Annotated in this window: 13 protein-coding genes; 8 read left to right on the top strand and 5 right to left on the bottom strand. The window is 66.0% G+C overall.

Going from position 1 to position 12511, the window contains the following annotated elements:
- Positions 1-90: 90 nt before the first annotated feature.
- Entirely contained in the window at positions 91-918 is an 828-nt protein-coding gene (locus K0O64_RS24615; RefSeq protein ID WP_096312270.1) for a TIGR03619 family F420-dependent LLM class oxidoreductase, read from the bottom strand.
- Between the two features lie 64 nt (positions 919-982).
- Here K0O64_RS24615 and K0O64_RS24610 point away from each other — a divergent pair, with 64 nt between their 5' ends.
- Together K0O64_RS24610 and K0O64_RS24605 are read left to right on the top strand one after the other, a co-directional pair.
- A complete protein-coding gene (locus K0O64_RS24610) occupies positions 983-2593 on the top strand; it encodes a flavin-containing monooxygenase (RefSeq protein ID WP_220045823.1) in 1611 nt (536 codons plus the stop codon).
- A 4-nt stretch (positions 2594-2597) separates the two neighbouring features.
- Entirely contained in the window at positions 2598-3701 is a 1104-nt protein-coding gene (locus K0O64_RS24605) for an alpha/beta hydrolase family protein (RefSeq protein WP_071949194.1), read from the top strand.
- Here K0O64_RS24605 and K0O64_RS24600 read toward each other — a convergent pair.
- Positions 3689-4297 carry a TetR/AcrR family transcriptional regulator gene (locus K0O64_RS24600; RefSeq protein ID WP_071949195.1) on the bottom strand — a complete coding sequence of 203 codons (609 nt, stop codon included), beginning with the start codon at positions 4295-4297 and terminating at the stop codon, positions 3689-3691. The genes K0O64_RS24605 and K0O64_RS24600 overlap by 13 nt on opposite strands.
- A 37-nt stretch (positions 4298-4334) precedes the next feature.
- Here K0O64_RS24600 and K0O64_RS24595 point away from each other — a divergent pair, with 37 nt between their 5' ends.
- From K0O64_RS24595 to K0O64_RS24585, 3 genes are read left to right on the top strand one after another with little or no spacing between them, the layout of a single operon-like run.
- A complete protein-coding gene (locus tag K0O64_RS24595) occupies positions 4335-5381 on the top strand; it encodes a phosphotransferase (RefSeq protein WP_071949196.1) in 1047 nt (348 codons plus the stop codon).
- On the top strand, positions 5378-5752 hold the full coding sequence (locus K0O64_RS24590) for a nuclear transport factor 2 family protein (RefSeq protein ID WP_071949197.1): 375 nt from the start codon (positions 5378-5380) through the stop codon (positions 5750-5752). The genes K0O64_RS24595 and K0O64_RS24590 overlap by 4 nt, the downstream gene beginning before the upstream one ends.
- Positions 5749-6798 carry a TIGR03857 family LLM class F420-dependent oxidoreductase gene (locus tag K0O64_RS24585; protein ID WP_425574843.1) on the top strand — a complete coding sequence of 350 codons (1050 nt, stop codon included), beginning with the start codon at positions 5749-5751 and terminating at the stop codon, positions 6796-6798. The genes K0O64_RS24590 and K0O64_RS24585 overlap by 4 nt, the downstream gene beginning before the upstream one ends.
- Positions 6799-6814: 16 nt before the next feature.
- Here the strand turns inward: K0O64_RS24585 and K0O64_RS24580 are convergent, their stop codons facing one another.
- Positions 6815-7417: a TetR/AcrR family transcriptional regulator gene (locus K0O64_RS24580; protein ID WP_071949199.1), complete on the bottom strand. Its 603-nt coding sequence runs from the start codon at positions 7415-7417 to the stop codon at positions 6815-6817.
- A 108-nt stretch (positions 7418-7525) separates the two neighbouring features.
- Between K0O64_RS24580 and K0O64_RS24575 the strand changes: the two genes are divergently transcribed.
- A complete protein-coding gene (locus K0O64_RS24575) occupies positions 7526-8239 on the top strand; it encodes an SDR family NAD(P)-dependent oxidoreductase (RefSeq protein ID WP_071949200.1) in 714 nt (237 codons plus the stop codon).
- 5 nt (positions 8240-8244) lie between these two features.
- On the opposite strand, the gene K0O64_RS24570 is transcribed toward K0O64_RS24575, so the two are convergent.
- The gene (locus K0O64_RS24570) at positions 8245-9744 is read right to left on the bottom strand and encodes an acyl-CoA carboxylase subunit beta (protein WP_096312269.1); all 1500 of its coding nucleotides are present in this window, start codon (positions 9742-9744) and stop codon (positions 8245-8247) included.
- Positions 9745-9806: 62 nt separating this feature from the next.
- Between K0O64_RS24570 and K0O64_RS24565 the strand changes: the two genes are divergently transcribed.
- Positions 9807-10841 carry an LLM class F420-dependent oxidoreductase gene (locus tag K0O64_RS24565; RefSeq protein WP_096312268.1) on the top strand — a complete coding sequence of 345 codons (1035 nt, stop codon included), beginning with the start codon at positions 9807-9809 and terminating at the stop codon, positions 10839-10841.
- 92 nt (positions 10842-10933) lie between these two features.
- Positions 10934-12025, top strand: a complete 1092-nt coding sequence (locus K0O64_RS24560) for an alkene reductase (RefSeq protein ID WP_096312267.1) — start codon at positions 10934-10936, stop codon at positions 12023-12025.
- Here K0O64_RS24560 and K0O64_RS24555 read toward each other — a convergent pair.
- Positions 11998-12486: a DUF2834 domain-containing protein gene (locus tag K0O64_RS24555; RefSeq protein WP_096312266.1), complete on the bottom strand. Its 489-nt coding sequence runs from the start codon at positions 12484-12486 to the stop codon at positions 11998-12000. The genes K0O64_RS24560 and K0O64_RS24555 overlap by 28 nt on opposite strands.
- Between the last annotated feature and the right edge of the window lie 25 nt (positions 12487-12511).

Raw genomic sequence — 12511 nt, 5'->3', positions numbered from 1 at the left:
GACCAGATCACCCGCGATGACGGCTTCGCCGAACGCCGCGATGTACTCGACGGCCGCAGCGGGGGTGGGCGCCTCGACGTGGGCCACGGCCTAGTTCGCGCCGTGTGCGGCGAGCTCACTCAACGTGTCCTGCGCCTGCCGCACCGAGGCACCGTCATCCAGATCGATCCACGGGCAGATCACCTGAACGTCAAGGGACTCCGGGTCCCGCCCGGCCTCGGCCAGAGCCTCACGCAGGCGGCCCAACCGCGCGCCGAACGCGGCGGCGTCCTCGAGCGCAACCGTGCCGACTGCCGATGCCATTCCCGCGGGTGCGATCAGCGGCATCCAGCCGCTGCCGTATTCGACGACGCGGCGCGCCGCGGCCGCCGTATTGCCGCCGATCCAGATCCGCGGATGTGGCCGCTGCACGGGTGGCTGAAGCCACATCGGGCTGGTGGCCGTGAATCCGGCTCGGCTGACCGGCTTTTCGGGCTCGGTCCAGATGGACCGAAGCGCGGCCAGGGCTTCGTCGAGCAGTCGGGCGCGGTCGTCGACGTTGACGCCGAGCGCGGCGAATTCAGAGCGCAGATACCCGGCTCCCACGCCGGCGATCAGCCGGCCTGCCGAGAGGATGTCCAGGGTGCCCAGAGCCTTCGCGGACAGGTACGGGTTGCGAAACGGGAGCACGAACAGGTTGGTCATCAACTTGATGTCGGTGGTGACCGCAGCCATGAAGCTCAGCGCCGCGACCGGGTCGAGGGTGTCGTGGCCGCCGTTGCGGCGCCACTTCAGAGACGGCGCAGGATGCTCGGACAGCGCGATCGCGGAGAACCCCGCGGCCTCGGCGCTCATCACGACATCGCGGATCACGTCGGGAACGAGGAAGTCGTCGGGTGCGGTCGGCAGTTCGCTCGGATACTCCAGTGTGTACCGCATTAGCCTCCAATACTGTAAGAGTTACAGTAGCATCCGCCGTGCGGTGAAGAGAAGGGTCCTCCGGATGGATAGTGCTGACGTACTCGTGATCGGAGCAGGGTTCTCCGGTCTCTACATGCTGCATCGGCTGCGGCAGCTCGGGCTGCGGGCGCAGGTACTGGAGAAGGCTGAAAAAGTAGGCGGCACTTGGCTCTTCAACCGTTACCCCGGCGCCCGCTGCGACATCGAGAGCATCGAGTATTCGTACAGCTTCTCCGACGAGATCCAGCAGGAGTGGGTCTGGACCGAGACCATGCCGGCCCAGCCCGAGATCGAGGCGTACCTGAACTTCGTCGCCGACCGGCTCGACCTGCGCCGTGATATCCGCTTCAACACCGACGTCACCGCGATGACGTTCGACGAGGACACGGCGACCTGGACGCTGCACACGAACACAGGGGAGACGTTCACCGCCCCCTTCGTGGTCGCCGCATCCGGCATCTTGTCGGTTCCGCTGGAACCCGACATCCCCGGCATGGACACCTTCGCCGGCCAGTCGCTGTTCACCAGCCGGTGGCCTGAGAACGGATTCGACCTCTCCGGCAAGCGGGTCGGCGTCATTGGCACCGGGTCGACCGGTGTGCAGATGATCCCCGTGATCGCCCGGGAAGTGGAGCAGCTGTTCGTCTTTCAGCGGTCACCGGCGTTCACGTTGCCGTGGGAAGTGCGGCGGTTCGAGGCCGGCGAGCTCGACGAGATGAAGGCGAACTACGGCGAGATCCGGGAGGCGCAGCGCCAACATCCGGTCGGTGCGGCACGGCTCTCGGCGTTCTCGGTGCTGATCGACATGTTGGTCAGCCCACCGACCAAGACAGCCAGCCGGGAGGAGCAACTGCGCGCCGTGGAGGAGCGCGGAGTGATGGGTGCGCTCAACTGGGGCGATATCTTCTTCGACATCAAGGCCAACCGGATGGCTACCGCGCTCTACGGCGAGGCGATCGCGCGGATCGTCGACGACCCTGACACCGCCGCGGCGCTGGTGCCCAGCCACCCTTTCGGCTGCAAGCGGCCGATCATCGACCAGGGCTACTACGAGACTTACAACCGCGACAACGTCACGCTGGTCGATCTGCGCAAGGATCCGATCCGTACCGTCGACCAGGACGGTATCTCCACGTCAGCTCAGCACTACGACCTCGATGTGATCATCTACGCCACGGGATTCGACGCGATGACCGGCGCGCTGACCCGCATCGACGTGCGCGGGCGTGACGGCGTCCTGCTGCGCGACGTCTGGGCGAGCGAGGGTCCGGTGTCCTACCTCGGTCTGGCCGTCGCCAGGTTTCCCAACCTGTTCACCGTGCAAGGCCCGGGTAGCCCGTCAGCGGCGACGAACTTCGTCACCGCGCTCGAACAGCACATCGAATGGATCGGTGACTGCATCGCCTATCTGAAGCGCAATGGTTACCGCACCATCGACGCGTTGCCGCAGGCGCAGCAGGAGTGGATCGAGCACACCACTTCCCTTGTGGCACCGACCGTTCTGGTTCATCCGAGCTGCAATTCGTGGTACAACGGCGCGAACGCCCCAGGCAAGAAACGGATGTACATGGGCTACACGGCGGGCATCCCCGAGTACCGGCGCCGCTGCGACGAGATCGCCGACGGTGGATACGTCGGCTTCAAGCTGGCCTGATCGCATGCGGCTCAGCAGTGCGCATCGCCTCGCCACCCAGCTCGGCGGCGTGCTGCCGCGGTCGGTGGCGGCGTTGCGTGCCGAGGACTGGAACCCACTGTCCGTGCGCGGGATACGTCAGGTGTCCGAGGTAGCGCTCGACGAGTTGGTGGTCACCGGGATGACCCTGATGTCCTCGCCACCGAAGATGGACCGGCCGGTCGAGGAGTACGCCGCAGTGGCGGCCGAGCTGGCGGCGCTCGGGGTGGCCGGAGTGCATCGCGACCCGGAGCCATTGCAGGTCAAGGTGATTCGACCGGTACGGGCCGGTGTGCTGTCCTATGAGCGGATGAGCTACGACCATCACCCGCGACTGGTCTCCCCGCTGGCCGACGGCCACGACGGCCCGGCCGGTGCCGAGGTGGTGCTGTTCCGGCATGATGACGGGCCGCGGCCCTGGCTGGTGTGGGTGCATGGTGCGGGTCAGGGCGGCATGTCTGACATCCTGGTCGCCAGAGTCGGACGGATTCACCGTGAGCTGGGCTTCAACGTTGCCCTGCCGGTGCAGCCGGGGCATGGACCGCGGCGCGACCGCTGGCCGGCGTATCCCGGAACCGACCCGGTCGCCAACGTCGCGGGCATGGTTCGGGCGGTCTCGGAGGTCCGCGCCGTGATCGGCTGGATCGAGCCGGACTCGTCGGGGATCGCGGTGTCCGGCCTGTCATTGGGCAGTGCGGTCGCGGCTCTGGTCGCCGGTCTGGACGCGCGGGTAGACGCTGTCGCGCTCTACACGCCGATCCTGGGTCTGAACGGAATGATCGCCCGGCATCTGCACCGCTGGGGATCAACGGCCGATATCGTCAGCGCGGCAATGGGATCCGATATCGTCTCCGACCTCACCTCGGTGATCGATCCGCTCGCCCTGGACCCGCTGCCACCTGCCGACCGGCGGCTGATCGTCGGTGCCTGGCATGACCAGATGGCTTACCGGCAGTGTGCGCTGGCCATGCACGAACGCTGGGGCGGAGAGCTGTACTGGCACGACGGCGGGCATGTCGGGCACCTGTTTTCGGGCGCCGTGCAGGCGCGGACCGAGCAGTTCCTGCGTGCGCTGGCTCAGACGCCGTAATCTCGCAGGATTCGTTCGCGCGCGTGCACCAGCTCGGTGTCGAGGTCGAACCCCGACGGGAGCGCGACCCACTGGAACGCCAGGCCGAAGAACGCGGCGGTGATATCACTGACTGCTCGGTCCAGATCGATACCCGGACGAACAGACCTGTCGCGCTGGCCTTTTCGTAGACCGTCGACCAGATTGGCGACGCCCTCGGCCAGCTGTTGCTGGACCCGTTCGCGAAGTGGAGACGTGGTCTTCATCGCCTCGAACGTGGAGACGAACATCGCGCGCAGCACGTCGCGGTCGTGCGCGTAGAGGTCGCGGATCCGGTCGATGTGGGCGAGTACCTGGTCCATACCCGTCGCCTGCGGCAGGAGATCCGGACTCAACCTGCTGACATACTCCTGAAGGAAGTCCTCGAGGATCGCCTCCTTGCCGCCGAAGCGGGCATGCACCATCGTGCGGCTGTATCCCGCCCGCCGGCCGATCTCGGCGGCCGTCGTTGCCTCCCAACCCTTCTCGACGATCAACTCCGCGGCAGCCTCCATCAACCGCCGTCGCGAGGTCTCGACCCGTTCGGGTTGCGTCAAGCCGCGTGCAGGAGTGGGCACCCTTGCATATTAAACAGGCGACAACTATCTTGCGAGGGTGACTTCAGCGACGGCAGCGGTGCCGTCAGGTATCGATGCCGTCGACCCGGCGTGGCTCTCCGACGCGCTGGGCGCGACCGTCACCGATGTGGTCGCCGAGCAGATCGCCCAGGACAGCGGGTTCTCGTCGCTGCTGTATCGGTTGCACCTGACCGGTGATGGCGTCCCGGCGACGGTGATCGCCAAACTCGCGGCGCAATCGGAAGCCCGGGGAGCCATGGAACTCCTGGGTGGTTACCGACGAGAGTTGGCGTTCTATCGCGAGATCGCCGGCCGCGCCCCGATGGGCACCCCACGCGTCTATACCGCCCGAATGGCCTACGACTCCGCGGATTTCGTGCTGCTACTCGAGGACCTGCAGGCCTGGGATAACGCCGACCACCTGGCCGGCTTGTCCATCGAACGGGCCCGGCTGTGCATCGAGCAACTGGCCGGCCTACACGCCTGGTCGGTCCAGCCGTCGAATGCCCCAGCGCTGCAGCTGTTTCCGAAATTCGACATGCCGGCGGTCCGTGACCTGTTGGTTCCGGCCTTCGGACCGGGATGGGACATCTATCGCGCGCACTCCGCTCAGCCGGTGCCGGAGGCCGTTGCGCGCTTTGCGGAGCGGTTCACCGAGCATGCTGTTACGGCGCTCGACGGGCTGACCGAGCGGTCGATGCTGTTGCACGGCGACATCCGCGCGGACAACATGTTCTTCTCGGGTGACCGAATGAAGGTGGTGGACTTCCAGTTCGCCTGCGTCGGTGCCGGGGCGGCCGATATCGCGTATCTGGTCAGCCAGGGATTACCCACCAATACCCGCCGCGGCCAGGATGAGGCGCTGCTGCGCGGTTACCTCGATGACCTCGGTACCGTCGGCTATTCGTTCGACGAGGCATGGCGACATTACCGGCTCGCGACCGGCTTTCTGATCGTGCTGCCCGTCATCACGCTGATCGGCTGGGATGCGCTGCCGCAGCGGTCGCGCGATCTGTGCCTGACGCTGACTGACCGAGCCGTCGCTACGATCGCGGAGATCGGTGCACTGGAGGTGTTCGGATGAGCCGCACGGCACGCGAGGTCGTCGAGGCCTACAACCTGGTGGTCTGGAACACCCGTGATGTCGGATTGGCTGAGGAACTGCTGGGCGACAGCGTGATTCGTCACGAGGTCGGCGAGGCAGTGGTGCTCACCCACGAGGAGGCGGTCAAGCGGGTCGTCGACCACCTGGAGATGTTCGACGAAATCCGGTTCGACCTCAATCTGGTGGTGGCCGGCGACGACGGCGAGCACGTCGCGATCGTCTACCAGTCACCGATGACCCTGAAGGACGGCACGCGGGTCGACATCGGCAGCATGGAGATCTTCCGGGTGATCGACGGCCGGATCACCGAGGTCTGGAACTGCGGGTACAAACAAGGAGTGTGGGCGTGACGTCTGAACGTGTTCTCGACGAACTCGGTTACTACCTGCTGGCCGGTGCCGGCGGCGAGGGTCCGGCCACTCTGATGGACGAGGCCCGCCGTGGTGAGGAATTGGGCTTCGGCACCGGCTTTATCTCCGAGCGCTGGAACGTCAAGGAGGCGTCGTCGCTGGTCGGTGCGGCGCTCGCAGTCACCAGTCGCATGCAGATCGCCACGGCGGCAACGAATCACAACACCCGGCATCCGCTGATCACCGGCTCGTGGGCCACCACGATGCATCGGCTCTCCGGCGGCCGGTTCACGCTCGGCATCGGCCGCGGGATCGCGGCGATCTACGGGGCGTTCGGAATCCCGCCGGTGACCACCGCGCAGATGGAAGACTTCGCCCAGGTGATGCGGCGGCTGTGGCACGGCGAGCTGATCTTCAATCATGAAGGGCCGCTTGGCAAGTATCCGGTGCTGTTCCTCGATCCGGACTTCAACGAGGACATCAGGCTGGCGATCGTCGCCTTCGGACCGGAGACGCTGAAGCTGGGCGGCCGGGAGTTCGACGATGTCAGCCTGCACACGTACTTCACGCCGGAAACCTTGGCGCGCAGCGTCAAAACCGTCAAGGATGCCGCCGAGCAGGCCGGCCGCGACCCGGCCAGCGTGCGGGTGTGGTCGTGCTTCGCGACCGTTGGTGATCACCTACCTGAAGAGCTGCGGCTGAAGAAGACCGTCGCGCGGCTGGCCACGTATCTGCAGGGCTACGGCGATCTGCTGGTGTCGACGAACAATTGGGATCCCACTGTGCTGGAACGCTTCCGCGCCGACTCGGTGGTGCAGTCCGTCGGCGGCGGCATCGATCACAAGGCGACCGCCGAGCAGATCGAGCACATCGCCACCCTGATTCCCGACGAGTGGCTCGAACCGTCGGCGACCGGATCCGCAAGTGAGTGCGTCGACCGGATCCGTAAGGAGTTCGACTACGGCGCCGACGCGGTGATCCTGCACGGCGCGACTCCCGACGAGCTGGAGCCGGTGGTTGCGGCCTACCGCCAGACGGTGAAGTAGCGGTCAGCCCTGGGCCTCAGGATAATTCGGGCGCAGGCAGCGGCAGCGCGCTCGCGCCTTCCGGGCGTAACCCGTCAAAGATGATCGCCAGGTAGCGGCGCCACAGGTCGGGCGGCGGATCGGAAAGACCGTCTATCACGTGCACCGGTGCGCACATCAGTAGGAAGACGTCGGTCCCGGTGACATCGGGGCGGATCACGCCGGCGGCGCGGGCGTTGGCCACGAGCATGTCGACGCCGGCATGCACCTCGTCGCGGATCGCCACCACCCTGGCGTCATTCGCGCTGTAGGTCATCAGGTAGGTCAGATCGTGCTGGCGTCGCTGGTCGGCTGCAATGGTGAGAAATTCCAGCAGGGCCGCACCCGGATCCTCTGCCTCCGCCAACCGGTGCACGGCGTCGGTGAGGGTGACCAGGTGCTCGCAGACGAGGGAGGCGATCAGGTCTTCCTTGGAGGTGAAGTGCCGAAACACCGTGCCCTTGGCCACTCCGGCGCGACGGGCGATATCCGCGACCGAAGCCTCCACGCCGCGCTCGGCGAACACCTCTTCGGCCGCAGCCAGAAGCGACTCGCGATTACGTGCGGCGTCGGCACGCAAGCCACGAGCGGATGAGGTCACGCTCGCATGCTAGCAAGTTGACCGCTCGGTCATCTTCTGCCTACAGTGAGTGAATCAATGTGACCGACCGGTCAACTTATCTTGAACCCCGAATCACGCGGAGGGCACATGAAATTGGCAGGTTCCACAGCTTTGGTCACCGGCTCCAATCGCGGTATCGGCGCGCAGTTCGCGACCGAACGGCTCCGCCGCGGGGCCAAGGTGTACGCCACGGCCCGACGGCCCGAGCTCGTCGATATCCCGGGCGCCGAGGTGCTGCGGCTGGACATCCTCGACCCCGTCTCGGTGCGGTCTGCCGCCGAAATCGCCGGCGACGTCGACATTCTGATCAACAACGCCGCCGACACCGCGGGCGGCAACCTGGTGACGGGTGATTTGGAGGCCGTTCGGCGGGTGATGGAGTCGAACTACTTCGGCACATTGAACGTCATCCGGGCGTTCGCGCCGGTTCTCGCGCGCAACGGCGGCGGTGCCATCGTGAACGTGCTGTCGGCGGCCGCGTGGCTCACTGTGGACGGCAACACCGCCTACGCTGCCGCCAAGTCGGCCGAGTGGGGTCTCACGAACGGCGTTCGAGTCGAATTGGCCGGTCAGGGAACGCAAGTCGTTGGTCTGATGCCCGGACTCATCGGCACCGAGACGCTGCTTGACTTCGCGCGGAGTGCCGGGATCGAGTTCCCCGACGGCGCGGTCACCGAACCGGCCGCCCTCGTCGAGCTGGCCCTCGATGGGCTGGAAGCAGGCGATATCGAGATCGCCGACGCGATCGGGCAGCGGGCCAAGGCAACGCTGTCTGGGCCACCGCAAGCCTTCGCGCTCTGAGGCGACTAGGGCGTGATGACCGTTCGGCTCACCGGCTCGGCGGCTTCCTGACGGCTGAAGATGCCGCGCTGCAACGCCAGGATCAGCGAGTTGCGGGTCTCCTCCGGTGAGATCAGCTCATCGAAGCCCAGGCTGCCTGCCGAGCGGTAGGACGCCTCGAGTTCCATGTTCTTCAAGATCTCGGTGACGTCTTCGTCGGCGTGCGAGGCACGGCTCAGCGCGGCCGCGCTCATCGCACCCATGGTGGCTCCCGGGAAGGCGAATGTTGCCACCTGGTTGTCGAACCCCAACAGGGCCATCACCATCGAGCCGAAGCCGAAGGCTTTGCGCAGTGTGACATGCAGTTTCAACGTGGTGGCCGCGGTCTGCGCGGCGAACATCCTTGCCCCGCTGCGCAATACGCCATTGCGCTCAGACTGGCTTCCCGGCAACATGCCGGGGTTGTCGGCCAGGAAGACGATCGGCAGGTGGAACGAGTCGGCGACCATGATGAAGTGCGCGGCCTTGTCTGCGGCGTCGGAGTCGATGGAGCCGGCCAGTTCGGTCGGCTGATTCGCGACGACCGCGACCGGATAGCCGCCCAGATGGGCCAGCGCGCAGATGATGGCCGGGCCGAACTTCGGTTGAACCTCGAACCAGTCCGTCTCGTCGAAGACGACGTCGAGAACGGTGCGCATATCGTAGATGTTGCGGTTGTCACGAGAGATGATGTCGAGTAGTTCCGGCGTCGGGCGAAGGCCGGCCTCCTCGTCGTACAGCCGGGTCGGGGGATATGACCAAGCGCTGGAAGGGAAGTAGGACAGATACTGCCGGATGTCGTCGAGGACCGCTTCGTCGGTGTCGGCGACATTGTGGATGACGCCACTGGGCAGCGCGACCGTCGGACCGCCGAGCTCCTCCTTCGAAATGTCCTCTCCGGTGGCCTCTTTCACGACCGGGGGCCCCGCGGTGAAGATTGCCCCCTGATTGCTCATGATCGATAAATCACAGACCGGTGCGACGAGAGCGCCGTGGCCCGCGGACGGGCCGAGGACCGCGGAGATGGTGGGGACCTTGCCGGAGCACCGAGCCTGGGCGATGAGATCGGTTGGGGTGCGGCCGTAATGCTCGCCGCCGGCGGCTCGGAATCCGGCGCCCTCCAACAGCATTACCAGCGGAATCTTGTTGCGCAGCGCGAGTTCGGCGAGGCGATAACGCTTGGCGTTGCCACCGGGTCCGATACTGCCTGCCAGCGTCGTGAAATCCTCGGCGCCGACCATCACCGGTGCCCCGTCGATGCGACCGGCGCCCCCCACCAGTCCGTCCGCGGCGATCTCGCCGCCGACGAGCGTGCCGAACTCCTGGAACGTTCCCGGGTCGAGGAGGTGATCGATTCGGCCGCGCGCGTCGAGCTTTCCCTTGGCGTGGTGCTTGGCCAGGCGTTCGTCGCCGCCCATCGAATGCGCGTGTTGGCGGCGTCGACTCAGGTCGTGGAGCGTCTCCTGCCAGTCCTGCGCGTTGCTCATCGACGTGTCCTAACCGTGGCGGCGTTGACCATACTGAATTGCTTACTGTAGCGTCTGCCGGCATGGGCGAGGTCGGCGGTCTCAAAGTCGATCGGGGCGTCATCAGCCGACTCGCCGAGGTTGCCGACGCGGCACGTGAGCTGGAGCGGCTCGGCTACGACGGGTGTTGGACCGCGGAAATCAGTCACGACCCGTTCCTTCCGCTGACCCTGGCTGCCGAGCACACCACGCAGATCGAATTGGGCACGTCGATTGCGGTGGCGTTCGCGCGCAATCCGATGAACGTGGCCAACATCGGCTGGGATCTGCAGGACTACTCGCACGGCCGGCTGCTGCTCGGTTTGGGCACGCAGATCAAGCCGCACATCGAGAAGCGGTTCAGTATGCCGTGGAGCCAGCCGGCGCGCCGGATGCGCGAGTTCGTCCTTGCGTTGCATGCCATTTGGGATTGTTGGCGGGACGGCAACAAGCTGAGCTTCGACGGCGAGTTCTACACCCACCGACTGATGACACCGATGTTCGTCCCGGAACCTCATCCCTACGGGTCGCCGAAGGTCGTCATCGCGGCGGTCGGTGAGTTGATGACGGAGATGTGCGGCGAGGTGGCCGACGGTCTGATCGCGCACGCCTTCACCACCAAGCGGTATTTCGACGAGGTGACGATCCCGGCGCTGCAGCGGGGGATGGCCACCTCGGGCCGCTCGCGTAGCGACTTCCAGGTCATGGCACCAATATTCGTGGTCACCGGTTCGGATGAGGCCGAGATGGCGATCGCGGCGGCAGCCTCGCGCGAACAGATCGCCTTCTATGCCTCCACGCCCGCATACCGAAAGGTGTTGGAGCTGCACGGGTGGGGTGAGTTGCAGACGGAGTTGCACCGGCTGTCGTTGGATGGCCAGTGGGACATCATGGCCACGCTGATCTCCGACGAGATTCTGTCCACGTTCGCGGTTGTGGCGCCCCTGGACTGCCTGGCCTCGGCGCTGAAGGAACGCTGCGACGGAATCATCGACCGGGTGATGGTCGGGTTGCCGTCGTCTGCTTCGGAGGAGACCGTGCGCACGTTCCTGGACGAGGTGCGCTCGGCCAGCCTGTAGTTGGCGACACGTCCACTCGCGATTCTTCGCGATAACGACAGGCTCGGTGAGGCGAGGGAATGAATCGACACCTGCGGCACTTGTAGGCAAGCATGACGTTCACGCTGACTGACGACTCAGCCCTGCTCCAGCCGATCACCATCGGGGCGAACACCGCCCGCAATCGGCTGTTCATGGCGCCGCTCACGCGGTCGCGTGCACACTCCGACGGCACGCCGAGTGACCTGCAGGTCGAGTACTACGCGCAGCGCGCATCGGCGGGGGTGATCATCACCGAAGCAACCGCCATCTCGCAGGTGGGTAACGGCGCCTACGTCAACACCCCGGGCATCTACACCGACCAGCATCAAGAGAAGTGGTCCGAAGTGGCTTCGGCCGTGCATGCTCAGGACGGGCTGATGTTCGTGCAGCTGTGGCACGTCGGCCGGATGGCGCACCCGGATATCAGCGGCGCGGAGTCGGTGGCCCCCTCGGCGATCGCGGCGAAGATGCTGGCGCACACCCCGGCCGGCAAGAAGCCGCTGCCGGTGCCGCGGGCCCTACGAACCGACGAAATCGCCGGCGTGGTCGATCAATTCCGCCAGGCCGCTCGTCGCGCCGTTGACGCCGGCATGGACGGAGTCGAAATCCATTCGGCCAACGGCTATCTGCTGCATCAGTTCCTGGCCGATGCCACCAACACCCGCACCGACCGTTACGGCGGATCGGCGGAGAACCGCGCGCGGCTGACCGCCGAGGTCGTCGAGGCGGTCGCCGACGAGATCGGCGCCGACCGGGTCGGGTTGCGCATCTCGCCGGGAAACGGCGCGGGCGACGTCAACGAGGTCGACACCGTCTCGGCCTATGAGGCTCTGCTGGAACGTATTTCACCGCTCGGCTTGGCGTACTTGCACGTCCTGATCAACCCGGACGCCCCCGAGTTCGGGATCGTGCGGGCGCTGTGGTCCGGGCCGTTCGTCCTGAACACCGGCCGCGAGGTCGACACCAGCTTCTGCGAGCTGGAGAACCTCGCCGACTGGGGTGCGATCAGCGCGGCCGCGGTGGGTCGGGCCTACCTGGCCAACCCGGACCTCATCGAGCGACTGCGCACCGGTGCCGAACTGGCCGAGCCCGACCTGGCCACGTTCTACTCACCGGGACCCGCGGGCTATGTCGACTACCCGACGCTCGCGCCGACCGCCTGAGCCGACTTTTCATGCAGCCGCTGCCGCTCGACGGTGGCGAGATAGAACGCCCAGGCGAACGCGAAGCTGGTGAATAGGCTCGACACGAAGTACAGCCAGGGGCGGCGAATGCCGCGCCGGTAGCCGTCGATGATCGTGAACAACGGCAGGAGGAGCACATTGCCGATCGTGTAGTCCTGGCTGGCTGATGCCGCCGCCGGGTTGTCGTAGCCCAGGGTGATGAACTGCCACCAGCTCCCCGCGCCGGTGAAGACGTTGCCGCTGCCGTCGGCGTACTGGTGCACGAACTGGATGTTGAAGTACCAGCCCAGCACGACCGAAGCGATGCCGATCAGGTAGTAGAGGATCTCGAGCGCACTGACTGCGGGACCATTCGCCGGCCGGCGGAAGACCGCGGAATTGGATCCGATGATCCATGCGACGACGAGGACGGCCAGCACTGCGTGAACGAGGAGCGTCATGGCTTCGTAACTGTAGTGAACTTCA

Source organism: Mycolicibacterium pallens, assembly GCF_019456675.1.
Classification (GTDB): domain Bacteria; phylum Actinomycetota; class Actinomycetes; order Mycobacteriales; family Mycobacteriaceae; genus Mycobacterium; species Mycobacterium crocinum.
The sequence above is the reverse complement of the archived record's forward strand: the minus strand, read 5'-3'. Positions and strand labels throughout refer to the sequence as shown.

Bases quoted from the DNA above. Each gene is read 5' to 3' on its own strand.
- K0O64_RS24615 (WP_096312270.1), bottom strand. From the start codon at position 918: ATGCGGTACACACTGGAGTATCCGAGCGAACTGCCGACCGCACCCGAC.
- K0O64_RS24610 (WP_220045823.1), top strand. From the start codon at position 983: ATGGATAGTGCTGACGTACTCGTGATCGGAGCAGGGTTCTCCGGTCTC.
- K0O64_RS24605 (WP_071949194.1), top strand. From the start codon at position 2,598: ATGCGGCTCAGCAGTGCGCATCGCCTCGCCACCCAGCTCGGCGGCGTG.
- K0O64_RS24590 (WP_071949197.1), top strand. From the start codon at position 5,378: ATGAGCCGCACGGCACGCGAGGTCGTCGAGGCCTACAACCTGGTGGTC.
- K0O64_RS24575 (WP_071949200.1), top strand. From the start codon at position 7,526: ATGAAATTGGCAGGTTCCACAGCTTTGGTCACCGGCTCCAATCGCGGT.
- K0O64_RS24570 (WP_096312269.1), bottom strand. From the start codon at position 9,744: ATGAGCAACGCGCAGGACTGGCAGGAGACGCTCCACGACCTGAGTCGA.
- K0O64_RS24565 (WP_096312268.1), top strand. From the start codon at position 9,807: ATGGGCGAGGTCGGCGGTCTCAAAGTCGATCGGGGCGTCATCAGCCGA.
- K0O64_RS24560 (WP_096312267.1), top strand. From the start codon at position 10,934: ATGACGTTCACGCTGACTGACGACTCAGCCCTGCTCCAGCCGATCACC.
- K0O64_RS24555 (WP_096312266.1), bottom strand. From the start codon at position 12,486: ATGACGCTCCTCGTTCACGCAGTGCTGGCCGTCCTCGTCGTCGCATGG.